The 23,543-nt window shown below is 75.4% G+C and carries 21 protein-coding genes; 9 read left to right on the forward strand and 12 right to left on the reverse strand.

Annotated elements, in window-relative coordinates; genetic code table 11:
* Positions 1-210: 210 nt before the first annotated feature.
* The 5 genes from M3148_RS01460 to M3148_RS01480 are packed head-to-tail and all read left to right on the forward strand — an operon-like array spanning position 211 to position 8,073.
* Positions 211-1,707 (forward strand): cytochrome ubiquinol oxidase subunit I, encoded by a 1,497-nt coding sequence (locus M3148_RS01460; RefSeq protein ID WP_251302865.1) that lies wholly within the window; start codon positions 211-213, stop codon positions 1,705-1,707.
* Positions 1,708-1,718: 11 nt separating this feature from the next.
* The gene (gene cydB, locus M3148_RS01465) at positions 1,719-2,792 is read left to right on the forward strand and encodes a cytochrome d ubiquinol oxidase subunit II (RefSeq protein ID WP_251302866.1); all 1,074 of its coding nucleotides are present in this window, start codon (positions 1,719-1,721) and stop codon (positions 2,790-2,792) included.
* Positions 2,793-4,478 (forward strand): thiol reductant ABC exporter subunit CydD, encoded by a 1,686-nt coding sequence (cydD, locus tag M3148_RS01470; RefSeq protein ID WP_251302867.1) that lies wholly within the window; start codon positions 2,793-2,795, stop codon positions 4,476-4,478.
* Positions 4,475-6,364 carry a thiol reductant ABC exporter subunit CydC gene (cydC, locus tag M3148_RS01475; RefSeq protein ID WP_251302868.1) on the forward strand — a complete coding sequence of 630 codons (1,890 nt, stop codon included), beginning with the start codon at positions 4,475-4,477 and terminating at the stop codon, positions 6,362-6,364. The genes cydD and cydC overlap by 4 nt, the downstream gene beginning before the upstream one ends.
* A complete protein-coding gene (locus tag M3148_RS01480; protein ID WP_251302869.1) occupies positions 6,361-8,073 on the forward strand; it encodes a GAF domain-containing sensor histidine kinase in 1,713 nt (570 codons plus the stop codon). The genes cydC and M3148_RS01480 overlap by 4 nt, the downstream gene beginning before the upstream one ends.
* 108 nt (positions 8,074-8,181) lie before the next feature.
* Here the strand turns inward: M3148_RS01480 and M3148_RS01485 are convergent, their stop codons facing one another.
* Positions 8,182-8,796, reverse strand: a complete 615-nt coding sequence (locus M3148_RS01485; protein WP_251303010.1) for a response regulator — start codon at positions 8,794-8,796, stop codon at positions 8,182-8,184.
* Between the two features lie 128 nt (positions 8,797-8,924).
* On the opposite strand from M3148_RS01485, the gene M3148_RS01490 reads away from it, so the two are divergent.
* Together M3148_RS01490 and M3148_RS01495 are read left to right on the forward strand one after the other, a co-directional pair.
* Positions 8,925-10,322 (forward strand): aldehyde dehydrogenase family protein, encoded by a 1,398-nt coding sequence (locus M3148_RS01490; RefSeq protein WP_251302870.1) that lies wholly within the window; start codon positions 8,925-8,927, stop codon positions 10,320-10,322.
* Between the two features lie 98 nt (positions 10,323-10,420).
* Positions 10,421-12,055, forward strand: a complete 1,635-nt coding sequence (locus tag M3148_RS01495) for a methyl-accepting chemotaxis protein (RefSeq protein WP_251302871.1) — start codon at positions 10,421-10,423, stop codon at positions 12,053-12,055.
* Positions 12,056-12,178: 123 nt separating this feature from the next.
* Here the strand turns inward: M3148_RS01495 and mutM are convergent, their stop codons facing one another.
* The 11 genes from mutM to M3148_RS01545 all read right to left on the reverse strand — a co-directional run bounded on the left by mutM (position 12,179) and on the right by M3148_RS01545 (position 22,413).
* Positions 12,179-13,192, reverse strand: coding sequence for a bifunctional DNA-formamidopyrimidine glycosylase/DNA-(apurinic or apyrimidinic site) lyase (gene mutM, locus M3148_RS01500; protein WP_251302872.1), 1,014 nt, complete (start codon positions 13,190-13,192; stop codon positions 12,179-12,181).
* A gap of 7 nt (positions 13,193-13,199) precedes the next feature.
* Positions 13,200-13,916, reverse strand: coding sequence for a ribonuclease III (gene rnc / locus M3148_RS01505; protein ID WP_251302873.1), 717 nt, complete (start codon positions 13,914-13,916; stop codon positions 13,200-13,202).
* Positions 13,916-14,494, reverse strand: a complete 579-nt coding sequence (locus M3148_RS01510) for a YceD family protein (protein WP_251302874.1) — start codon at positions 14,492-14,494, stop codon at positions 13,916-13,918. The genes rnc and M3148_RS01510 overlap by 1 nt, the downstream gene beginning before the upstream one ends.
* Before the next feature lie 134 nt (positions 14,495-14,628).
* Complete coding sequence (locus M3148_RS01515; protein WP_251302875.1) at positions 14,629-15,120, reverse strand: hypothetical protein; 492 nt, start codon at positions 15,118-15,120, stop codon at positions 14,629-14,631.
* Entirely contained in the window at positions 15,117-15,605 is a 489-nt protein-coding gene (gene coaD, locus M3148_RS01520) for a pantetheine-phosphate adenylyltransferase (protein WP_251302876.1), read from the reverse strand. The genes M3148_RS01515 and coaD overlap by 4 nt, the downstream gene beginning before the upstream one ends.
* Complete coding sequence (gene rsmD / locus M3148_RS01525; RefSeq protein WP_251302877.1) at positions 15,602-16,210, reverse strand: 16S rRNA (guanine(966)-N(2))-methyltransferase RsmD; 609 nt, start codon at positions 16,208-16,210, stop codon at positions 15,602-15,604. The genes coaD and rsmD overlap by 4 nt, the downstream gene beginning before the upstream one ends.
* 10 nt (positions 16,211-16,220) lie before the next feature.
* A complete protein-coding gene (locus M3148_RS17695) occupies positions 16,221-16,346 on the reverse strand; it encodes a hypothetical protein (protein WP_285882641.1) in 126 nt (41 codons plus the stop codon).
* Positions 16,343-17,875, reverse strand: coding sequence for a DUF6297 family protein (locus tag M3148_RS01530; protein ID WP_251302878.1), 1,533 nt, complete (start codon positions 17,873-17,875; stop codon positions 16,343-16,345). The genes M3148_RS17695 and M3148_RS01530 overlap by 4 nt, the downstream gene beginning before the upstream one ends.
* Positions 17,872-18,558: an ABC transporter ATP-binding protein gene (locus tag M3148_RS01535; RefSeq protein WP_251302879.1), complete on the reverse strand. Its 687-nt coding sequence runs from the start codon at positions 18,556-18,558 to the stop codon at positions 17,872-17,874. Before M3148_RS01535 ends, M3148_RS01530 begins: the two co-directional genes overlap by 4 nt.
* A gap of 130 nt (positions 18,559-18,688) precedes the next feature.
* Entirely contained in the window at positions 18,689-20,914 is a 2,226-nt protein-coding gene (locus M3148_RS01540) for an ATP-dependent DNA helicase RecG (protein WP_251302880.1), read from the reverse strand.
* The gene (locus M3148_RS01545) at positions 20,911-22,413 is read right to left on the reverse strand and encodes a DAK2 domain-containing protein (RefSeq protein WP_251302881.1); all 1,503 of its coding nucleotides are present in this window, start codon (positions 22,411-22,413) and stop codon (positions 20,911-20,913) included. The genes M3148_RS01540 and M3148_RS01545 overlap by 4 nt, the downstream gene beginning before the upstream one ends.
* Positions 22,414-22,628: 215 nt before the next feature.
* On the opposite strand from M3148_RS01545, the gene rpmB reads away from it, so the two are divergent.
* Positions 22,629-22,826 (forward strand): 50S ribosomal protein L28, encoded by a 198-nt coding sequence (gene rpmB / locus M3148_RS01550; protein WP_110853808.1) that lies wholly within the window; start codon positions 22,629-22,631, stop codon positions 22,824-22,826.
* A 98-nt stretch (positions 22,827-22,924) separates the two neighbouring features.
* Positions 22,925-23,458 carry a GNAT family N-acetyltransferase gene (locus M3148_RS01555; protein WP_251302882.1) on the forward strand — a complete coding sequence of 178 codons (534 nt, stop codon included), beginning with the start codon at positions 22,925-22,927 and terminating at the stop codon, positions 23,456-23,458.
* Positions 23,459-23,543 lie beyond the last annotated feature (85 nt).

Genomic DNA, 23,543 nt, shown 5'->3' on the forward strand with positions numbered 1-23,543 from the left:
AGTCGAGGCGAGTACCTACGTCGTCGTCGGGCCGGTGAACGGGGTGTGGACCTGTCCCTCGACCACGAGAAGTATCGCACAGCGGGTCCCGCGCGGCGCGGAGGACACCCGGCCCGTCGCCAGGACCTTGGTCCCACGGGGGCATTTCCCCTGATTCCTACGGTGGCGATGTGCCCGGTCGGGGCACCTTCACGACCGAGGAGACCCGCAGTGGAAGCGCTCGACCTGGCTCGCTGGCAGTTCGGAATCACGACCGTCTACCACTTCGTCCTCGTGCCACTGACGATCGGGCTCTCCCCGCTCGTCGCGATCATGCACACCGCGTGGGTGCGGACCGGCAAGGCGCACTGGCACCGGCTGACGAAGTTCTTCGGCAAGGTCCTCCTCATCAACTTCGCCCTCGGCGTCGCCACCGGCATCGTCCAGGAGTTCCAGTTCGGGATGAACTGGTCGGAGTACTCCCGCTTCGTCGGCGACATCTTCGGGGCGCCCCTCGCCATCGAGGCGCTGGCCGCCTTCTTCCTCGAGTCGACCTTCCTCGGCCTGTGGGTCTTCGGCGAGGGCAAGCTGCCGCGGTGGCTGCACAACGCGTGCATCTGGGCCGTCGCCGTCGGCACCTCGCTGTCGGCCTACTGGATCCTCGCGGCCAACTCGTGGATGCAGCACCCGGTGGGCGCCGTCTACAACCCCGACACCGGCCGTGCGGAGCTCGACGGGGTCGGGGGCTTCCTCGAGGTGATGACGAACAACACCCTCGTCGCCGCCTACGCCCACACGATCACCGCCTCCTTCCTCGTGGCGGGCACCTTCGTCGCCGGCATCTGCGGCTGGTGGATAGTGCGTGCCACCCGCTCCGGGAACACCGACGAGGCCCGCCAGGTGTGGCGTCCCGGCGCGTACCTCGGGCTCGTCGCGACGCTCGTCGCCGGCCTCGGCGTCATCGCCAGCGGCGACGTCCAGGGCAAGCTCATGTACGAGCAGCAGCCCGGCAAGATGGCCGCCGCCGAGGCGGTCTGCCAGGGCGGGGAGGGCGTGGGCTTCTCGCTCCTGTCGATCGGCATCCCCGGCAGCAACGACTGCGAGGACATCAAGCACGTCCTCGAGATCCCCTTCCTCACCTCATTCCTCGGCACCGGCTCCTTCACCGGCCCCGACAGCTACCTGCCCGGCGTCGCCGACGTCCAGGCCCAGCAGATGGAGCTCTACGGCGACCTCGACGGCGTGGACGAGGACACCGAGCTCTACCCCAACCTCTTCATCTCCTTCTGGAGCTTCCGGCTCATGATCGGCCTCGCCGCCGGCTCCGCGGCCCTCGCCGTCGCCGGTTTCTGGCTGCTGCGCAAGGGCCGGATCACCGACTCCGTGTGGTTCTCGAGGCTGTGCCTCCTCGCGCTGCCCATGCCCTTCCTCGCCTCGAGCTTCGGGTGGATCTTCACCGAGATGGGGCGCCAGCCCTGGGTGGTCCACCTCAACCCGGCCAACCCGGTGGACCAGGTCATGCTCCTCACGACCGACGGCGTCTCCACCGTCGTTGCCCCCGGCACCGTCCTCACCTCCCTCGTCGTCTTCACGCTGCTGTACGCGGCCCTCGGCGTCGTGTGGTTCCGCCTCATCCGGCGCTACGTGCGCGAGGGCGTCACCCCCCTCGAGCCGGCCGGCCCCGTCGAGGACGAGCAGCCCGCGCCCACCCTGTCCTTCGCCTACTGAGGAGCGCCCCCGTGGACCTGCCCCTGCTGTGGTTCGTGCTCATCGCCGTCCTGTGGACCGGCTACCTCGCCCTCGAGGGCTTCGACTTCGGCGTCGGGATGCTCCTGCGCACCTTCGCCCGTGACGAGCGGGAGCGCCGCGTCCTGCTGCGCACCATCGGGCCGGTGTGGGACGGCAACGAGGTGTGGCTGCTCACCGCGGGCGGCGCGACCTTCGCCGCCTTCCCCGAGTGGTACGCGACGATGTTCTCCGGCTTCTACCTGCCGCTGCTCCTCATCCTCGTCGCCCTCATCGTCCGCGTGTGCGCCCTGGAGTGGCGCGCGAAGATCAACGACCCGGTGTGGCGCGACCGCTGGGACCGGGCACTGACCTTCGGTTCCTGGCTTCCCTCCATCCTCTGGGGCGTGGCCTTCGCCAACCTCGTCCAGGGCATGGAGATCGAGCTCGTCGACGGCACTCACCAGCTCACCGGCGGCTTCCTCTCCCTCCTCACGCCCTTCACGCTGCTCGGCGGGCTCGTCACCCTGGGCCTGTTCCTCACCCACGGCACGATCTTCGTCGCGCTCAAGACGGCCGGCCCCATCCACGTGCGCGCCGCGCGCCTTGCCCACCGCCTGTCCATCGGCTCCGGGATCGTCGCCCTCGTGTGGGTGCTGTGGGCCCAGGCCCTCCACTCGACGACCCTCCTCACGCTCGTGCCGGCCGCCGTCGCCGCCCTCAGCCTCATCGGCGTCATCGCCGCCACCCGCCGGGGCCGCGAGGGCTGGGCCTTCGCCCTCCACACCGTGGGGATCGTCGGCGCCGTCGCCTTCATCTTCACGACGATGTTCCCGAACGTCATGCCCTCCTCGATCGACCCGGCCTTCTCCCTGTCGATCGCCGAGGCCGCCGCCACCGGGCCCACGCTCACCGTGATGAGCATCGTCGCGCTCGTCTTCGTGCCGGTCGTCCTCGGCTACCAGGGATGGACGTACTGGGTGTTCCGCACGCGCGTGTGGGTGAGCGACATCGTCGGTGACGAGGGGCTGCACCCCACCGAGGAGCGCGCCGAGTCGGCCGCCGGGCCGAGTGCGGGTCGCGGCTAGGTGAAGCCCCTCGATCCCCGGCTGCTGCGCCACGCGCGGGCGGCGCGCCGCTACATCGCGCTCACCACGGTCCTCGGGCTCGCCTCGGCGGGGCTCGTCGTCGCGCAGGCGATCCTCGTCGCCGGGGCCGTCGCGCCGGTGGTCGACGGCGACGCGGGCTGGGCGGAGGTGGCTCCGCTCGTCGGGTGGTTCGCCGTCGTCGCCCTCGCGCGCGTGCTCGTCACGGTGGTCCAGGAGTCGCTGGCCCACCGCGCGGCCGCCGACGTCGTCGCCGAGCTGCGCGGGAGCGTCCTCGCCCGCGCCGTCGCCCTCGGCCCGCGGGGGCTGCGCGAGCCGACCGACGTCGTCATGCTCGTCACCCGCGGGCTGGACGACCTGGAGCCCTACTTCGTCCGCTACCTGCCCCAGCTGCTCCTCGCCGCGACGCTCACCCCCGCGACGCTCGTCGTCGTCGCGGGCCTGGACCTCGGCTCGGCGGCGATCGTCGCCGGGACGATCCCGCTCATCCCGGTGTTCATGTGGCTCATCGGCGTCCTCACCCAGCGCTTCGCGGCGGACCGGCTGGTGGCCATGCAGCGGCTCGGCGCCCAGCTCCTCGACCTCCTCGCCGGCCTCAGCACCCTCAAGGCCCTCGGCCGCGAGCGCGGCCCCGGGACCCGGGTGCGGGCCCTGGGTGAGGCCTACACGCGCACGACGATGAGCACGCTCAAGGTCGCCTTCCTCTCCGGCGCGGTCCTCGAGCTCCTCGCCTCGATCGCCGTCGCCCTCGTCGCGGTGACGGTGGGCATGCGGCTCGTCTACGGCGGCCTCGACCTCACGACCGCGCTGGCCGTCCTCATGCTCGCCCCCGAGGCCTACCGCCCCATCCGCGAGGTCGGCACCCAGTTCCACGCCTCCGCCGACGGCCTGGCCGCCGCCGAGCAGGCCTTCACCGTCCTCGAGCAGCCCCTGCCACCGGCCGGCACCGACCCCGCCCCCACCGTCGGCGCCCTCGTGCTCGACGGCGTGGGCGTGCTCGCCCCCGGCCGCGACGTCGTCGCCCCGGCGGGCCTGTCGGTGCGCGTCGCGCCGGGCCGCGTCACCGCGCTCGTCGGCCCCTCCGGCGGTGGGAAGACGACGACGGCGATGCTCGCCCTGGGGCTGCTGCGCCCCGACACCGGCCGGGTGCTCGTCGAGCCGGCCACGGGCGGCGCGCCGGTCGACCTCGCCGGGCTCGACCCCGCGTCGTGGCACGCCCAGGTCACCTGGGTGCCCCAGCGGCCGGTCCTCGTGCCGGGGACGGTGGCGGACGCCGTCGTCGGGGAGTCCGGGGAGGTGGACGGCCGCGCGGAGGCAGCGGCTCGCGCCAGCGGCCTCGACGAGGTCCTCGCCTCGCTGCCCCAGGGCTGGGACACGCCCCTCGGCCAGGGCGGCTCAGGGCTGTCGCTCGGGCAGCGCCAGCGCGTGGCCCTCACCCGGGCGCTGCTCGACCCGGCGGCGCTCGTCGTCCTCGACGAGCCCTCCGCCCACCTCGACGCCGCCTCCGAGCAGCGCGTCCTCGACGTCGTCTCGGCGCTGCGCGACCAGGGCCGGGCGGTCCTCGTCATCGCCCACCGGCCCATGCTCGTCGCGCTCGCCGACGACGTCGTCGAGGTGCTCAGCTCGGCGCGTGAGCCTGCTGTGGCGGCCGGTGGAGGTGCGGCATGAGCCTGCTGCCCCTGTCCCCCGCCGAGCGTCGCGCGCTCCGCCGCGCCGTCGGCCTCCTCGACCTCGACCGGTGGCGCTTCCTCCTCGCCGTCCTCGCCGGGACAGCCGGGCTGGGCAGCGCCGTCGGCCTGTCCGCGACCGCCGCGTGGCTCATCGCCCGCGCCTCCCAGATGCCGCCGGTCCTCGAGCTCGGCGTCGCCTCGGTGGCGGTGCGGACCTTCGGGATCGCGCGCGGCCTCATGCGCTACGTCGAGCGGCTCGTGTCCCACGACGTCGCCCTGCGCGGGATGGCCACGCTGCGCGAGCGCGTCTACACGACCCTCGCCGACGCCCCCACCGACGTCGTCTCCGCGCTGCGCCGCGGGGACGTGCTCGCCCGCACGGGTGCCGACGTCGACGCCGTCGGGGACGTCGTCGTGCGCGCCCTGCTGCCCGCCGCGGTGGCCGCCGCCGTCGGGGTCGGCACGGTGACGCTCGTCGCGTGGCTCCACCCCGGGATCGGCGCGGTTCTCGCGGCGTGCCTGCTCCTGGCCGGCGTGGCGGGGCCGCTGCTCACCGTGCGGGCCGCACGCCTCGACGAGCTCGCCCAGGCGCGGGCGCGCACCGAGCTGACCGCCGGGGCGATGGCGATGGTCGAGGGCGCCGCCGAGCTCACCGTCTCCGGTCGCCTCCCCCGCGCCCGCGCCGCCCTCGCCGGCACCGAGCAGCGCCTGGCCCGCGCCAAGGACGCCGCAGCCCGCCCCGCCGCGCTGGCCGCCGGCACCGACCACCTCGCCATGGGCGTCGCGGTCCTCGCGGCACTCGTCCTCGGTGTGCACGCGACGGTGGCCGGGACGATGGAGGCGGTGGAGCTGGCTGTCGTCGTCCTCACCCCGCTCGCGGCCTTCGAGGGCACCGCCCTGCTCGGGCCGGCCGCCGTCCAGCTCGTCCGGTCCGCCGAGGCGGCCGTGCGGGTGACCGAGCTGCTCGACGGCGCGGGTCCTGGTCGCGGCGCCGCGGGCGACCCCGCGGGTGCGGGTCGCGCCTCCGCGGGCGACCCCGCGGGACAGGCCGACGACGGCGCGCGTGCGGCGGCCGCCGGCGCGCCGCGGGCCGCGACCGGCGCGGGCGAGGACCCTGCGGCCGAGGAAGCGCGCGCCGCCGACCCGCCCGTCCTCCGGGCCCGGGACCTCGCGGTGGGCTGGCCGCGGACCGGCGTCGTGGCCGAGGGGCTGGACCTCGAGCTGCGGCCCGGACGCAGCGTCGCCGTCGTCGGCCCCAGCGGGATCGGCAAGACGACCCTCCTCCTCACCCTCGCGGGCCTGCTCCCGCCGCGGGGCGGTGAGGTCCTCCTCGGTGCGTCCCCCGTCGCGGGGCTGGACCGGCGGGCCGTGAGCGGCGCCGTCGTCCTCACCGCCGAGGACGCGCACGTCTTCGGCACGACCGTCCTGGAGAACCTCCGGGTCGCCCGCGGCGACGTGAGCCCCGCGGAGGCCGTCGAGCTGCTCGCCCGCGCGGGACTCGCCGAGTGGCTCGCCGCCCTGCCCGACGGCGTCGACACCCTCCTCGACAGCGACGCGACGTCCCTGTCCGGCGGCGAGCGCCGCCGTCTCCTCCTCGCCCGCGCCCTCGCCAGCCGAGCCACGCTGCTCCTCCTCGACGAGCCGGGCGAGCACCTCGACCCGGACACCGCCGACCGCCTCGTCGGAGACCTCCTCGGAGCCCGCGACTCCGGCCGCGGCATCCTCCTCGTCACCCACCGGCTCGCGCCGCTGGCCGCGGCGGACGAGGTCGTCGTGCTCGGCGCGTCAGGCGGACCGGCTACCGTGCTTGCGAGAGGAGCTCACGAGCACCTCCTGCGGACCGTGCCCAGCTACCGGTGGGCCGTGGAACAGGAGGCGCGGTGAGCACGCGCACGCAGGGAGCGAGGATCGTCATGCCCAACCCAGAGGCCCGCGCCCGGCTGCTCCGCGCCGCCATCGGGCTCACCTCGAGCCTTGACCTCGACGCCGTCCTCAAGGGCTTCGTCGACAGCGCCGCCGGTCTCACCGAGGCGCGCTATGCGGCCATCGCGGTCCTCGACAGCCGCGGCGACACCGCGACCTTCGTCCAGCACGGCGTCGACGAGGAGACCGAGCGGCGCCTGGGCCACGCCCCCCACGGCCACGGGATCTTCGCCGAGATCCCCACCCACGGCCACCTCCTCCTCGACTCCATCACCGACCACCCCGCCTTCGGCGGCTGGCCCGCCGCCCATCCCCACATGGACGGCTTCCTCGGTGTGCCGGTGCGCATCCGCGAGCAGGTCTTCGGGCGGCTCTACCTCGCCGACAAGCCGGGCGGCTTCACCGAGGAGGACGCCCGCGCGATGGAGCAGCTCGCCTCCGCGGCCGCCGTCGCCGTCGTCAACGCCCAGCGCTACGCCGACGCCCGCGACCGCGAGCGCTGGGTGGCCGTGAGCCAGGAGATCACCACCCGGCTCCTGTCCGGCACCGAGGAGGAGGAGGCGCTCGAGCTCATCGCCGCCAAGGTCCGCGAGGTGGCCCGCGCGGACGCCGCCCTCATCGTGCTGCCCTCCGTGGGCGACACGTGGATGTGCGAGATCGCCGACGGCGAGGGGGCCCACGACGTCATCGGCGCCGTCTTCCCCCCGGAGGGGCGGGCCCGCACGGTGCTGGCCAACGGCGTCGGGATGATCGTCGACTCGATGTCCCGCGCCCGCGCACTGCGCGTGCCGCAGCTCGCACGCTACGGCCCGGCGCTGTACGCCCCGATGATGTCCCAGGGCGTGGGCCGTGGCGTGCTCATCCTCCTGCGGCTGCAGGGCGGGGCAGAGTTCACGCCCGCGGAGCTCGAGGTCGCCGAGGTCGTCGCCGCGCAGGCCGCCGTCGCGCTCGAGCTGGCGGCCGCCCGGCATGCCGAGGACGTCTCCTCCCTCTTCGAGGAACGGCAGCGCATCTCCCGCGACCTCCACGACCTCGCCGTCCAGCAGCTCTTCGCCACCGGCATGCAGCTGGAGACGGTCCGGGTGACCGCCGTCGCGGACCCGGACACGGCCTGGATCGCCGAGAGCCTCGAGGACGCCCTCACGAGCGTCGACGAGAGCGTGCGGCAGATCCGGTCCATCGTCCACTCCCTACGCGAGCCGGACGAGGCGGTCGGGCTCGTCGAGCGGCTGCGGCGGGAGACCTCCCTCGCGCGCACCGGCCTCGGCTTCGCCCCCTCCCTCCTCATCGCCGTCGACGGCCGGCTCGTGCGCGACGGTGACGGCGAGCTCGACCTCGCCGCCTCCCCCGCCGAGCTGCTCGACGCCCGCGTGGACGACGACATCGCCGACGACGTCGTCGCCGTCGTGCGCGAGGGGCTCGCCAACGCGGCCCGCCACGCCCGCGCGTCCTCGGTCCAGGTCCGCGTCACCGTCCGCGGCTCCGGAGTCCACGGGCGGGTCGCCGTCGAGGTCGAGGACGACGGCGTCGGCGTGGACCGCGCGTCCACGCGCCGCTCGGGGCTGGACAACCTCGCCGTGCGCGCCCGCCGCCACGGCGGCACCTTCTCCCTCGGCCGCAGCGACTCGGGCGACGGCACGCTGCTGTCCTGGCAGGTCCCGCTCACCTGAGCGGGCGCGCCCCGGCGCCTGCCGCGCCTCTGGGACGCCCATGCGGTCTCCGGGAAGGCGGCCGGATGGGCATCCGGACGACCGGGTGTGCGTACCAGGCGAGAGGGGTTAGGCGCGCCAGCCCTTCGCGCGCTGGCCGGCGACCCACGCGGCCACCTGCGTGCGGCGCTGGAGGCCCATCTTCGCCAGCAGCGAGGTGATGTGGTTCTTCACCGTCTTCTCCGCGACGCCGAGCTTCTCCCCGATCTCGCGGTTGGACAGGCCGTCGCCGATGAGCTCCAGGACCTTGCGCTCGGAGGGCGTGAGGTCCGCGGTCGGGTCTTCGTGGTCGGCGCGGCGGCGGGTGACGGTGCGGTCGTCCAGGAGCGTGCGGCCGGCGGCCACGGCCTTGATGACGTCGGCGATCTCGGCGCCGCGCACCGTCTTGAGGAGGTAGGCGCGGGCGCCGGCCTCGAGGGCCTCGGCGAGCGCGTCGTCGTCGTCGAAGGAGGTGAGGACGACGGCGCGGGCCTCGGGGACCGTCTCACGCAGCGCGCGGATGATGTCGATGCCGGTGCCGTCGGGCAGCTGGAGGTCGACGAGGAGGATCTCGGGGCGCACGAGCGGCGCGCGACGCAGCGTCTCGGCGACGGAGCCTCCCTCGGCGACGACGGTGAGACCCTCGGAGCGGTCGACGATCTCGGCGATGCCGCGTCGCACCACCTCGTGGTCGTCGATGATCATGACGCGGATGTCGCGCGGCGCGGAAGGGGTCTGCTCGGTCACGCCTCGACCCTAGCGCCCCCGGCGGCGCGGACGGCAACGGCTCGGCGGTGCGCCCCGGGAATACCGCGCCCGCGTACGCTCGGCGGGTGACCAGTGGCCCCGCCGAGACTGCCGCCGCCGTCGTCCAGCGCGTGCGCGAGCGCTTCGACAGCGGCGTCACCCGCCCGCTGTCGTGGCGGCTGGGGCAGCTGGACCGGATGGCCGCGCTGCTCACCGAGAACGCCGGGGAGATCGAGCGGGCGCTGCACGCCGACCTCCGCAAGTCCCCCACCGAGAGCCACCTCACCGAGATCGGCGTGCTCCTCGAGGAGATCCGCCACACCCGCAAGCACCTGCGCCGGTGGCTCGCGCCGCAGCGGGTGAGCGTGCCGTGGCAGTACCAGCCCGCCCGCGCCTCCCTCGTCCTCGAGCCGCTCGGCACCGTCCTCGTCATCGCGCCGTGGAACTACCCGGTCTTCCTCCTCCTCGGACCGCTCGTCGGGGTGCTGGCCGCCGGCAACACCGCCGTCCTCAAGCCTTCCGAGCTCGCGCCGCGCACCGCCGAGGTGCTCGAGCGGCTCGTGCCCCGCTACCTCGACGGCGTCGCGGTCGTCACCGGTGGCCCGGACCGGACCACCGAGCTGCTGCGCGAGCGCTTCGACCACATCGTCTTCACCGGCGGCGGCAGGGTCGCGCGGATCGTCATGGCGGCGGCGGCCGAGCACCTCACGCCCGTCACCCTCGAGCTCGGCGGGAAGTCCCCCGCGTGGGTCGACGCGACCACCGACCTGCCCGCCGCGGCCCGGCGCATCGCGTGGGGCAAGCTCGTCAACGCCGGCCAGACCTGCGTCGCGCCGGACTACCTCCTCGCGCCGCCCGACGTCGCCCGCGCCCTGGAGCCGCTCCTCGCCCGGGAGATCCGCGCGATGTACGGCACCGACCCCGCCGCCAGCCCGGACTTCGGGCGCATGGTCACGAGCGAGCACGCGGCGCGCCTGGACCGGATGGTGAGCGAGTCGGTCGCGGCCGGCGCGCGCGTCGTCGTCGGCGGGGAGGCGGACGTGGCCGGGCGCTACGTGCCCCCGACCGTGCTCGCCGACGTCACCCCCGACTCCCCCGTCATGGCCGAGGAGATCTTCGGCCCCGTCCTGCCGATCGTCCCGGTGCCCGACCTCGACGCCGCGATCGCGCACGTCCGCCACGGCGACAAGCCGCTCGCGCTGTACGCCTTCACCGCCGACGAAGGAGTGCGCGCCCGCCTGCTGCGGGAGACGTCGTCCGGAGCGGTGGGCTTCGACGTGCCGCTCGTCCAGGCCTCGATGCCGTCCCTGCCCTTCGGCGGCGTCGGTGCCTCCGGGACGGGCGCCTACCACGGGGAGGCCTCGGTGCGAGCCTTCAGCCACGCCAAGCCGGTGGTGCGCAAGCCGCTCCTGCCGGACACGCTCGGCGCTGTCCGACCGCCCTTCACCGCCGTGCGGCGGGCGCTGGCGCGGCGTCTGCTCTGAGGGGTCCGGTCACCGCCGACCGCTCAACGTCGCCGCCGTCCTGCCGATGGGAGTGCTCGGGGGACGCACGTGCGCACCCTTCACCATCGGAGCACCTCATGAACCGCCTCTCCCTGACCGTCGGACGCCGGCTCGCGCTCGGTTTCGTCCTCGTCATGCTCACCACGGTGGTCGTCGCCGGGGTCGGCGTGAGCCGGGTGCACCAGATCGAGGAGCGCCTCACGACCGTCAACGACGTCAACGGCGTCAAGCAGCGCCACGCCATCAACTTCCGCGGCAGCGTCCACGACCGTGCCATCGCGCTGCGCGATGTCGTGCTCGCGCGCGACGCCGACCAGGTGGGCACCGAGGTCGCCCTCATCGCGTCCCTCGCCGCCGACTACAGCGACTCGGCCGGCCCGATGGCGCAGCTGTTCGCCGACCCTGCGCTCGTCACCGACGCCGAGGTCGCCGCCATGGCCGAGATCGAACGCGTCGAGGCTGAGACGATGCCCGTCGTCGAGGAGGTCGTGGCCCTCAAGCGTGCGGGCGACGAGGCCGCCGCACTCACCGTCCTCACCGAGCAGGCCAAGCCGCTGTTCATCTCGTGGCTGGACTCCATCAACGTCCTCATCGACCTCGAGGAGCAGATGAACGCGGTCGAGACGACCGAGGCCCGCGGCATCGCCAGCGGCTTCCTCGTCATGATGCTCATCCTCGTCCTCGCGGCCGGTGCGCTCGCGACCGCCGTCGCGTGGTGGATCGTCCGCAGCATCACCCGCCCGCTCGGGCACGCCGTCGACGTCCTCGCCGCCGTCGCCGACGGCGACCTCACCGCCCGCATGGACGTGCGCTCCGACGACGAGGTGGGCCGCATGGGCCGTTCGCTCAACAGTGCCCTCGCCTCGATCGGCACGGCGATGGCCGCCGTCGCCGGCCGCTCGGACGGCCTGACCGCGATGAGCGGCCGCATCGGACGCCTCTCCGAGGACATCGCGGCGGGGGCGCACAGCTCGGCGACCCAGGCGGGCGTCGTCGCCTCGACCGCCGCGGAGGTGTCCCGCAACGTCCGGACCGTCGCGACCGGCGCCGAGCAGATGGGCGCCTCGATCAGCGAGATCGCCCACAACGCCGGCGAGTCGGCGACCGTCGCGCAGCAGGCCGTCACCGCCGTCGGGACCACGACGGCGACCGTCGCCCGGCTGGGCGAGTCGAGCCGCGCGATCAGCGAGGTCGTCAGCGTCATCACCTCCATCGCCGAGCAGACCAACCTCCTCGCCCTCAACGCGACCATCGAGGCCGCGCGGGCAGGCGCCGCGGGCAAGGGCTTCTCCGTCGTCGCCGGGGAGGTCAAGGAGCTCGCCCAGGAGACGGCCAAGGCGACGGAGGACATCGCCCGCAAGGTCGAGGCCATCCAGGGCGACACCCGCGAGGCGGTGAGCGCGATCACCGAGGTCGAGGGCGTCATGCGCCAGCTGCACGAGTACCAGATGTCCATCGCCGCGGCGGTCGAGGAGCAGACGCTCACGACCAACGAGATGAACCGCGGGCTGGGTGAGTCCGCCTCGGGCTCGAGCCAGATCGCGGAGAGCATCGTCGACGTCGCGCGCGCGGCCGAGACGACCACCGGCTCGGTGGAGGAGTCCCAGCGGGCCGCCGGGGAGCTGTCGGTGTTCGCCGACGAGCTCCAGCGGCTCATGGCGGGCTTCCGCTTCGCGGCCGGGCAGGAGCAGCGCGAGGCGGCCGGGGTGTAGTGCCGGCCGACGGCCGGTCCCTCCCGACTAGGTGTGGCTTCCTGGACCTCTGAGGTCCAGAAGTGCACACCTACGCGCGTCGACTCGCGGGTACGGCCAGCCGGCCGGCCGCGCCGCCGCCGGTCAGCCGCGCGAGGGTCGCTGGCAGCGCGGGCAGAAGGTCGAGGACCGGCCCATGAAGGACTCGCGGCGCATGGGCGTGCCGCAGCGCCGGCACGGCTCGCCCGCACGGCCGTAGGCGTCCAGCGACCGTGCGAAGTAGCCGCTCGCCCCCTCGACGTCGACGTAGAGCGCGTCAAAGGACGTGCCCCCGGCCGCGAGGGCCTCGCGCATGACGGCCTCGGCCGCGTCGAGGAGCTCGAGCGCGGCGCGCTGGGTGAGGCGGTCGGCCGCGCGCCGCGGGTGCAGGCGCGCACGCCACAGCGCCTCGTCGGCGTAGATGTTGCCGATGCCGGAGACGAGCGACTGGTCGAGCAGGGCGCGCTTGACCTCGGTCCGGCGCTGCCGCAGCCGGCGGGCGAGGGCGGCGCGGTCGAGGTCCGGGTCGAGCGGGTCGCGGGCGATGTGCGCCGCGGGCTCGGGCAGCGCGGGGACCGGTGAGCCGTGCCCGCCCGGCCCGCCGTCCGCCGTCGGGACGAGGTCGGCGACGAGCAGGTGGCCGAAGGTGCGCTGATCGACGAACCAGAGCCGGGCGCCGTCGTCGAGGTCGAGGGAGACGCGCAGGTGGCGGGTGGGGTCGGGCGGGACGCCGGGGGCTGCGGTGGGTGGACGCGCGGCCGGAGGAGCCGGGCTGTCGGCGGCAGCGGGGCTCGCCGCCGGTGGGTGGACGAGGTGCTCCGGCGGGGGCAGGGTGATCGCCGCCGTGTCCTCACGGCGCACGAGGAGCTGGCCGCTCATGCCGAGGTGGACGAGCAGGGCCTCGCCGGGCTCGTCGTCGAGCACGAGCCACAGGTACTTTCCGCGGCGCACCGCCGCGGACAGGGTGCGCCCCGCGAGCCGCCCGGGCAGGTCGAGCGCCCCGCCCGCGTGCCGGCGCACCGCCCGGGGGTGGTGGACGAGGACGCCCTGCACCCGCCGGCCGAGCACGTGCCGGGCCAGCCCGTCGCGGACGGTCTCGACCTCGGGCAGCTCAGGCACGGGCGCCTCAGGCGCTCTCGGCGAGGAGCCGGGCGTAGGCGTCCTCCGCGGCCTGCTGCTCGGCGACCTTCTTCGCCGTGCCGGAGCCGGTGCCCCAGGCCTGTTCGGCGACGATGACGGTGGCGGTGAAGCTGCGCGCGTGGTCCGGCCCGGTGCCGACGACCTGGTAGGTCGGGGACGGCAGACCGCGGGAGGCGACGAGCTCCTGGAGGCTCGTCTTCCAGTCCAGCCCCGCGCCGAGCGTCGCGGCCTGCGCGAGGAGGCCGGCGACGAGCCGTTCGATCATCGCGCGGGTGGGCTCGAGGCCGTTGCACAGGTAGGCGGCGCCGATGAGGGCCTCGACGGTGTCGGAGAGGATCGAGTCTTTCTCGCGCCCGCCGGTCACCAGCTCGCCGCGCCCGAGGAGGATGAAGTCGCCGAGGCCGAGCTCGCGCGCGACCCCGGCCAGCGCGCGCTGGCTCACGGTCGCGGCGCGCATGCGGGCGAGGTCGCCCTCGGCGGTCCCGGCGTTGGCGCGGTAGAGCCGCTCGGTGACGACGAGCCCGAGCACCGTGTCCCCGAGGAACTCCAGGCGCTCGTTGGTGGGGATGCCGCCCGCCTCGTGGGCGAAGGAGCGGTGGGTGAGGGCCAGGACGAGCAGCTCGGGGTCGATGTGGATGCCGAGCCGCTCGAGGAGCACGTCGACGTCGTCACGGGCCGGGCCGGCGGCCACCTTCCGGCCCATCAGCGTGCCTCGCCGTCGGTCCCGTCCGCGGCGTCGTCGGCGGCCAGGCCTGCGAGCGCCGCCCAGCGGGGGTCGAGGTCCACGTGCTCGTGGTCGGCGGGCAGGTCGTCGAGCCGCTCGCCGCAGCCGGCGCACAGGCCGGCGCAGCTCGGCTCGCACAGCGGGCGGAAGGGCATCGCCGTGACGACGGCGTCGCGCACGACCGGCTCGAGGTCGAGCAGCTCGCCCTCGAGCTCGAGCATGTCCTCGGCCTCCTCGTCGCCGTCGGCGAGGGCGGCCGCGCGGGCGCCGGGGTAGAAGAAGAGCTCGCTCACCTCGATGGTGCGCGACTCGGTGATCTCACGCAGGCAGCGGGAGCACTCGCCCTGGAGCTCGACGGCGACGTCACCGGAGACGAGCACGCCCTCCATGACGGCCTCGAGGCGCAGGTCCAGCCGGATGTCGGAGGTCGGCACGACCCGCATGACGGCGGTGCCGAAGTCCTCGGGAGCGGGGACCGCGCGCTCCACCGTCCGCAGCGTCCCCGGCTGGCGCGCGAGGTCGTGGGTGCTGATCACGAACGGTGATCGAGAGTCCATGGTCACTCCTGGTGAGACGGCGAGACTGCGAGCCGCGGGCCAGCCCGCAGCCGCTCCACGCTACCTCACCCCCTCCTCCCCGACGTGGTGAGGTGGCCGACACCGCGAGCACTTGCCGACGGCGGCGGGCGGGGTCAGGACCCCGGCGCCGGGTCCGTCGTCGCGAGGCGGTCGCGGCCGGCGCGGACCTGCTTGGCGATCGCGCCGAGGTCGATCTCGAACTGGGCCAGCTGGCGGTCGCAGTAGTCGTTGGCGCCCCTGGCGAGCTCGGCGGCCCGCTCCTCCGCGGCCGTGATGATCTGCTCGGCACGCTGACCGGCCATCTCGACGACGTTCTCCTGCGCGATGAGCCGCTCGGCCTGCTCCTCGGCCTCCTGGAGGAGGCGCGCCGCCCGCTCCCGCGCCTCGGCGAGGACGTCCTCCGCGCCGGTGAGGACGTCGTCGGCGGCCTGGATCTCCCCCGGCACGACGCCCTTGGCCGCGGCGATGAGGTCGAGCGCCTCCGCACGGTTGACGAGCACGGACGCGGACATCGGCATCTGCCGGGCCTCGGTGACGAGCGAGGTGAGCTCGTCGAGGATGGCGATGAGCGAGGCGCCGTCGTGGTCCTCGGCGGGGGCGGTCATTGCGGTTCTCCAGGGTGGGGGAAAGCCTCGCGCAGGGCGTGCGCAACGGCGGGTGGGACGAGGTCGGAGACGTCGCCGCCGTGGCGGGCGACGTCCTTGACGAGGGAGGAGGCGACGTGCGCGAGCGCGCCGTCGCCGACGAGGAAGACCGTCTCGATGCCGGACAGGTGCCGGTTCATCAGGGCCATGGGCTGTTCGGCGTCGAAGTCGGCCCCGCCCCGCAGGCCCTTGACGACGGCGCTGGCACCGACGCGGCGGCAGTAGTCGGCGAGCAGCCCGTCCACGACGTCCACGCGCACGTCCAGGCCCTCGGTCGCCGCGCGGGCGAGCGCGACGCGCTGCGCGAGCGGGAAGAGCGAGGTCTTGCGGGAGTTGTGCGCGACGGCGAGGACGACCTCGTCGAACATGCCGCGCGCGCGGCGCACGACGTCGAGGTGCCCGAGGGTCACGGGGTCGAAGGAGCCGGGGCAGACGGCCAGGCTCATCGCTGCTCCCCCGCTCGCTCGCCCATGTCGGTCACCGTAACCGGCTCCTGGCCAGGCGCGGTGGAGGCGAACCACAGTGTCGTGTCGCCGTAGCGGCGCTCGTCGGTGCGCTCGAGGGCGGGTGGCCACGTCGGCTCGGGGCTGCGGCGCGAGCGCTCGACGACGACGACGGCGTCCGGCGCCAGCCACGCCGTGAGGGCGGCGAGCACGTCCCCGAGGTCGGTCTCGGTGACGTCGTAGGGCGGGTCGACGAGGACGAGGTCGTAGGCGGTGCTCGGCGCGCCCATGAGGTAGCCACGGGCGGTGCCGGCGACGACGACGGCGGTGTCCCGCAGCCCGAGCGCGGCGACGTTGCTCCGGCAGGCGGCGGCGGCGGGCTTCGCGGAGTCGACGAGCGTGACGCCCGCGGCGCCACGGCTGGCGGCCTCCAGCCCCAGCGCTCCGGAGCCGGCGTACAGGTCCAGGACGCGGGCGCCGTCGACGACGCCCAGGTGCTCCAACCGCGAGAACAGCGCCTCGCGCACCCGCTCGCTCGTCGGGCGCGTGGCCCCCTTGGGGACGGTGAGCGTGCGTCCGCCCGACGCCCCGGACACGATCCTCGTCACGGCACCGACCCTACGCCGCGCCGGACAGGTCACCCGGCGACAGGCTGAGCACGGCGGCGACGAGCAGCACGGCGACGACGACCATGGCGACGACGACGCCGCCCACCGCCCACGCCACCCAGCGCGGGGACCTCACGGGTCCTCCTTGCGGCGCGCCGGGCGGACGGCGAGGACGACGGCGAGCGCCGTGAGCGCGACCTGCAGGCCGAGCAGGACGGGCGTGACCGCGCCGACGAGGACGGCGACGAGCAGCGGGATCGCCCCCAGCAGGACGACGTCGGGGCCGGTGTTGGCGATCGTCGCCATCCCGGGAGGGAAGACGCCCATCGGCGTGATGATGAGCGGGCCGGAGAAGTCGGCCTGGGGCCGGTAGGCGGAGCGGACCGCGCCCCCGGCCCACACCGGCGCGGCGAGCAGGCCGAGCGCGAGCCAGCCCGCGACGTCGTCGTGGGTGCTCCCCAGGACGGCGAAGACGGGCACCGTCCACCCGAGCATGGCGAGCACCGGCACGGCCAGGCGCCAGGTCCGCACGGTGCGCTGGGCCACCGGCAGGAGGGCGTCGACGGCGGGCACCGCCTCCGCGTCGCGGGCACCCTGAGCGGTGGTGAGGGCCGCGACCCACGCCCCAGCGACGACGAGCAGGGCGCTGAGGAGCGCCGGCAGGGACGGGACGAAGGGGGCGAGGAGCGCGAGCGCGGCCCCGCAGCCCAGCTGGACGAGCCGCCGCGGCGCGCGCAGGAGCAGGCGTGCGTCGGCCACGGCCACGACGACGCCCGGCCCGAGCGTCCTCACAAGGCCCGGCACGGCCGAGAACCGGGCCGAGCCGCGGCGCCGGCCCCGCCGCGGCTGGGTGTCCAGGGCGCGGCCGAGCGCGCGGGTGTCCATCGTCAGCGAGGCGCCGCGCAGCTCCACCGTGGCGGCGCCGCGCTCGCGCAGCTCGCTGTCGTGGACCCGTGGCAGCGACCGCAGCGCGGCGACGGCGGCGAGCACGGCCAGCCCGGCGGCCGCGGCGGCCGGCCACCACGCCCCGCTCACGGTGAGCGGGGCGGGCGGGGCGAGGGCGAGCCCGAGGGCGGCGACGGGGACGAGCGCGAGGAGGAGGTCCCCGGCGGTGCCGGCCACCCGCCGTCGTCCCGCCGCCTCGAGGGGCACGAGCCCGAGGGCGAGCGCCGCCCCCAGGCCGAGCCCGGCGAGCGCCGCGGCGACGCCGTGCCCGGCGGTGACGGCGGGGTCGAGCGCGAGGACGAGGAGCAGCCCGGTGGCGGCGCCGGTGGTCGCCGAGGCGACGGTCGGCGCGACGAGGGAGGGCCGCAGGAGGGAGCCGCGCTCCCCCGGCAGCGGCAGCCACCACGCCGTCTGCGCGCCACCCAGGGACACGGGTCCCGTGCGCGCGAGGAGGCCGGTCGCCACCCCGAGGACGGCGACGGCGAGGAGGACGGTGATCCAGGCGGTGTCGAGCTCCGGCGGGGCGCCCGCGCGCAGCAGGCCCTGGCTGCGGGCCAGCGCGGCGACCATCGCGACGGTGACGGCCAGCGTGAGGACGACCGTGTAGGCGTCGGAGAGCAGCTCACCGGCGCTCGTGCTGCTGCGGGCGCGCAGCACGAACCGGGTCCAGCGGCGCATGGCGCCGCCGCTCGGGTAGCCCTCGGCGCCCGAGGTGTTCACAGCGCGGCGATCGCCGCGGCGCCGGCGGCGGGGTCCAGGACCTGCACGCCGTCGTCGTGGAGGAGGACGACGCGCGTGGCGGCCCGCTCGACGAGTACGGGGTCGTGGGAGGCGACGAGGACGGCGCCGCCGTCCTCGCGCTCCTGGACGAGCATCTCCGCGAGCCGGTTGCGCATGCCGGCGTCCAGGCGCTGCTCGGGCTCGTCGAGGACGAGGAGCGAGCGGGGGCGGGCGAAGGCCGCGGCGAGCAGCACCCGGCGGCGCTGCCCGGAGGACAGGGCCGAGGGCAGCGCGTCGGCGCGGTCGGCGAGCCCGAAGTCCTCGACGAGGTCGGCGACGATCTCCCGGGCCTCGGGAACCCGGTGGCCGAGGGCGGTGAGGAGGAGGTGCTCGGTGACGGTGAGCGCCGGGAAGAAGGCGTCGTCGCCGAGGACGCTGGCCACCGCGGCGCGGACCTCGCCGGTGCGCGGGTCGGGCGGGCTGCCGAGCAGGCTCACGCGGCCGCCGAGCGGCTCCTGCAGACCGAGAATGGTGCGGAGGACGGTCGACTTGCCGGTGCCGTTGGCGCCGATGACGGCGACGCCCTCCCCGGGCCGCACGTCGAGGTCGACGGGCGCGCAGACCGGCTCCTCGCCGTAGCCGACGCTCAGGGACCGGGCGCGAAGGAGCGGCTCGTCGGGCATGGGGGCGAGCCTAGCGGCCGCCGGGTCCGCCGCCGTCGGCGTCCCCGGACGTCACCCCGGTGCGCCGTCACCTCCAGGCCGGCACGCTCGAGCAGGACCCGCTCCCGGTCGGTGGCGTCCACGGCACGCCTCAGGACCGGTCGAGGAACTGGGCGCGCTCGGGGTCGAGCTGCTCGGTGATCGCCTGGAGCAGGGCCGGGTGGTCCATGAGCAGGCGGTCCTGGTCGACGAGCGCGCGCGCGTCCCAGCGCGCCTTCTCGATGACCGTCGTGTCGGTGAGGACGCGCAGCAGCCGCAGCGAGCTGCCGCGGCCGGACTGGGCCGCGCCGAGGATGTCGCCCTCGCGGCGCTGCTCGAGGTCCACCTGGGCCAGCTCGAAGCCGTCGGTGGTGGCCTCGAAGGCGCGCAGGCGGGTCATCGCCGGGGTGTCCTCCACGGCGGTGGTCCAGGCGATGCACGTGCCCGGGCGGGCACCGCGGCCGATGCGGCCGCGCAGCTGGTGGAGCTGGGAGATCCCGAAGCGCTCGGCGTCCATGATGACCATGACCGAGGCCTCGGGGACGTCGACGCCCACCTCGACGACCGTCGTCGTCACGAGGACCGGCACCTGCCCCGAGGAGAAGGCGGCCATGGCCGCCTCCTTGTCCTCCGGCGACATCCGGCCGTGCAGCTCGCCCACCGCGACGCCCTCGAGGACGGGGTGCTCGCGCAGGAGCGCGGCGACCTCGTCGACGGCGGCCAGCGGCCGGGCGGGGGCGGCGCCGCTGCCGGCCGGCGCGTCCTCGGCGGGCGGCGCGTCGGTCTCGGTGAGGAGGTCGGTCTCGACGTCGTCGCCCTCGGACGTGATGCGCGGGCACACGACGTACACGCGCCCGCCGTCGTCCACCTCCTCCCGGGCCAGCTGCCAGGTGCGCTCGGTCCACCGCGCGTTCTTGGCCGGGGCGAGGAAGGTGCGGATGGGCGAGCGGCCGGCGGGGATCTCCCGGAGGGTGGACGTCTCGAGGTCACCGAAGACGGTCATCGCCACGGTCCGTGGGATGGGGGTGGCCGTCATGACGAGCAGGTGCGGGGCGGTGGCGGCCTTGGCGCGCAGGGCGTCACGCTGCTCGACGCCGAAGCGGTGCTGCTCGTCGACGACGACGAGCCCGAGCTCCGCGAACTGGACGTCCTCCGAGAGCAGCGCGTGGGTGCCGATGACGATCCCCGCCTCCCCCGACGCTGCGGCGAGGAGCGCCTTCTTCCGGGCGGTGGCCGGCATGGCGCCGGTGAGCAGGGTGACGCGGGTGGCGTTCTCCGCGCCGCCGAGCATCCCGGCCTCGGCGAGCGGGCCGAGCAGCGCGGTGACCGAGCGGGCGTGCTGGGCGGCGAGCACCTCGGTGGGGGCGAGGAGCGCGGCCTGCCCCCCGGCGTCGACAACCTGGAGCATGGCGAGCAGCGCGACGACGGTCTTGCCCGAGCCAACCTCGCCCTGGAGCAGGCGCTGCATCGGCCAGGGCCGGGCGAGCTCGGCGGACAGCTCGGCGACGACCTCCTGCTGGCCGTGCGTGAGGGTGAAGGGCAGCCGCGCCTCGAAGGCCTCGCGGATGCCGCCCTCCCGTGCGGGGCGCGCGGTGGCGGCGGTGGCCTCTGCCTCGGCGCGCCGCACCGCGAGCGCCGTCTGGAGGACGAAGGCCTCCTCGTACCGCAGCCGCTCGCGGCCGCGGCGCCAGTCCGCCTCCGTCATGGGGGCGTGCACCAGCCGCAGCGCCTCCAGGAGCGTGGGCATCTTCTCGCGCTGGAGGACGCGGAAGGGGACGGGGTCGGAGACGTCGGCCTCGTGGAGGGGCTCGAGGACCGTCTGGACCGCACCGCGGATCCGCCACGTGGGCAGCGACGCGCTCGCCGGGTAGAAGGGGATGGGCCGCGACTGCTCCAGCGCCGCCAGCTCGCTCTCCTCCTCGTCGTCGACGAAGCGGAAGTCGGGGTTCTTGAGCATCCGCCGGCCGCCGAACTCCTCGACGGTGCCGGTGAACAGCCCCACCCGGCCGCCGCGCAGCTGGTTCTCGCGGCTGGTGAGCATGCCGCGTCCGCCGAAGAAGCGCAGGAGCAGCTCGCGCCGCCCGTCGCTCACCGTGACGTCGAGCATCGCGGTCCGCGGGTTGCGGGTGGAGCGCAGCGAGGTGCGCACGACCATGGCGTTGACCGTGACGTGGTCCCCCACCGGCAGGTCGGTGAAGTCGGTGAGCCGGCCCGGCTCCCCGTAGCGGCGCGGGTAGTGGCGCAGCAGGTCCCAGGCCGTCTCGATGCCGAGCTTGGCCAGCACCTTGGCGGTGCGGTCCCCGACGAGCCGAGCCAGCGGGGTGGTCAGGGCGGTCACTGGGCCCCCAGGAGCAGCTCGGGCACGGGCACGCCGGCGTCGAGGACGAGCACCTCGGCCTCCGGCGCACGGGCGAGGACGGCGGTGCGCAGCCGGCCGGCGACGCTCGCGGCGCCGGTGCCGACGACGGCGGTGAGGAGCTCGTCCCCCGGCTGCACGAGCCGGGCCACCGTCTCCTCGAGCCCGGCGACGGCGCAGCTGGCGGTGCGGACCCTGCCTGCGACGTCGTCGGCCGCGGCCAGCCGCTCGGTGGCGGGCGCACCGAGGTGCTGCTCGGCGACGACGGCGAGGACGGCGGGCTCGGAGCGGGTGGCGGCCACCGCAACGCGCTGCGGGAGGAAGGGCCCGTCGGTGAGGACCCGGCCGGCCAGCGCCGCCGACTCCTCGTCGCAGGGCAGGAGCAGGATCCCGCGCGCGCCGGCGTCGACGACGCCGCGCTCGAGGCCCGCGGGGTCGGGGTGCAGGACGACGACGGCGCCGGTGGCGGCGAGCGGGGCGACGAGCCCGGGCAGGCGCGTGCAGGCGACGACGCCGGCGGGCGGGGCGGTGAGCGAGCGGACGCACACCTGCTCGGCGCCGTCCGCCAGGACGGCGGTGGGCTCGGCGGTGTGGACGTGGACCTGCCACAGGCCGCGCTCCCCCGGCCCCTCGCTGCCGCCGACGACGGCGACCGACTCGCCCGCGGTGTCGAGGCGGGTGCGCAGCGCGGCCGCCTCACGTGCCGTCGCGTGCAGGACGTACATGACCTCGAGATCGCCCTGCCCGCCGTCCTCGGCCCCGACGACGCCCGCACCGAGGGCGCACGCGGCCTGGTGGGCCACCGGCCCGTGCGCGGGCAGGCTCGCCAGCGCCTCCCGGGCGCGGGCCGTGGCGGGGGCACCGCCGTCGACGACCGACGCGAGCGCCTCGAGGAGGATCGTGTAGCCCGCGGCGCCGGCGTCGACGACGCCCCGCTCGGCGAGGACCGGGAGCTGGCTGCGGGTGTCGCCGAGCGCGCGGGCGGCGCCCTGCGCGGCGGCGGTGACGACGCCGGCCAGGCTCCGGTCGGGCGCCTCCTCCGCGGCCCGGGCGGCGGCCGCGGCGACGGTGAGGACGGTGCCCTCGACGGGGCGGGCCACCGCCTGGCGGGCGTCCTGGGCGGCGGCGCTGAGCGCGGCGGCGGTGGCCGGGCCGTCCATGGAGTCCCGGCCCGCGACCGCGCGGGCCAGGCCGCGCATCGCCTGGCTGAGGATGACCCCGGAGTTGCCCCGCGCCCCGACGAGCGCACCCCGGGCCGCGGCGGCGGTGAGCGCGGTGAGGTCCGCCTCCGGGCCGAGGCGGCCGGCAGCGCGGGCGGCACCGGCGAGGGTGAGGACGAGGTTGGTGCCGGTGTCCCCGTCCGGGACGGGGAAGACGTTGAGGACGTCGACCTGCCGGCGGACGGCGAGGAGGGACCTCAGCCCCTGCTCGAACCAGCGGCGCACGTCCGCGGGCCCGAGCACGGTGAGCGTGTCCGCCACGTCCGTCCTCCCGGGTATCGTCGATCGTGTCCAGGCTAGTGCCCGCCCCTGACACCGTGACGCACCTCGCCCGAGCCCGTTTGGGCGCGCGCCACGGCGTCGGGTATCCTGCTCAGGTTGCCCGTACGGGCGGTCGGCCGGCCTGCGTCGTCGACCACGACAGACCCCCACGATCGAGCAGATCGTGTTGCCAGCAAGAGATTCAGGAGAAGACCGTGGCTGCCACCTGCGACGTCTGCGGCAAGCACCCCAGCTTCGGCAAGAGCGTCTCGCACTCCCACGTGCGGACGAGCCGTCGGTGGAACCCGAACATCCAGCGCGTGCGCACGAACGTGAACGGCACCGCGAAGCGGATGAACGTCTGCACCTCGTGCCTCAAGGCCGGCAAGGTGCAGCGCGCCACCAGCGCCTGATCTTTCCGTCACCCGGCCCGCCGGGTGACCAGAGCCTGACCGAGAGGGCCGCCCGGGTACCGGGCGGCCCTCTCGGCGTGCCCGGGTACTGTGTCGCGGTGCCCGAGCTCACCACCGACCGCCTCCTCCTGCGTGCGTGGACGCAGGACGACGTCGACTTCGCCCTCGACCTCCACTCCCGCTGGGAGGTCCAGCGCTTCCTCGGCGCCGAGCCGCGGGTGGTCACCGACCGCGCCGAGGCGGTCGAACGCGTCGCGCGCTACCGCAGCCTGGACGGCCACCCCGTCCACGGGATCTGGCTCGTCGCCGACCGTGACGGCGGCCGGCGGCACGGCACGCTGCTCCTCAAGGACATCCCCCTGTCCGGTCCGACGCTTCCGCTGCAGCCCTCCGGCGACACCGAGATCGGCTGGCACCTCCACCCGGACTCGTGGGGGCGCGGCTACGCGAGCGAGGCGGCGGCCGCCGTGCTGGCCCACGCCCTGGCCTGCGGGCTCCCGCGCGTGGTGGCGGTGACGTACCCGGAGAACGAGGCCTCGCAGCGGGTGGCGCTGCGCGTCGGCATGGAGCACCGCGGCACGACGGAGCGGTACTACAACGTCACGAGCGAGCTCTTCGTCGCGGAGGCGTAGGCGCGGACCATCCGGCCCCTCCCACCGTGCCGGTGTCAGGTCGACGGTGCACCGGGCAGGGCGGGCGCCCAGTGGGACCGGCGGG

It is taken from the genome of Georgenia satyanarayanai (genome assembly GCF_023715365.1).
Taxonomy (GTDB): Bacteria; Actinomycetota; Actinomycetes; order Actinomycetales; family Actinomycetaceae; genus Oceanitalea; species Oceanitalea satyanarayanai_B.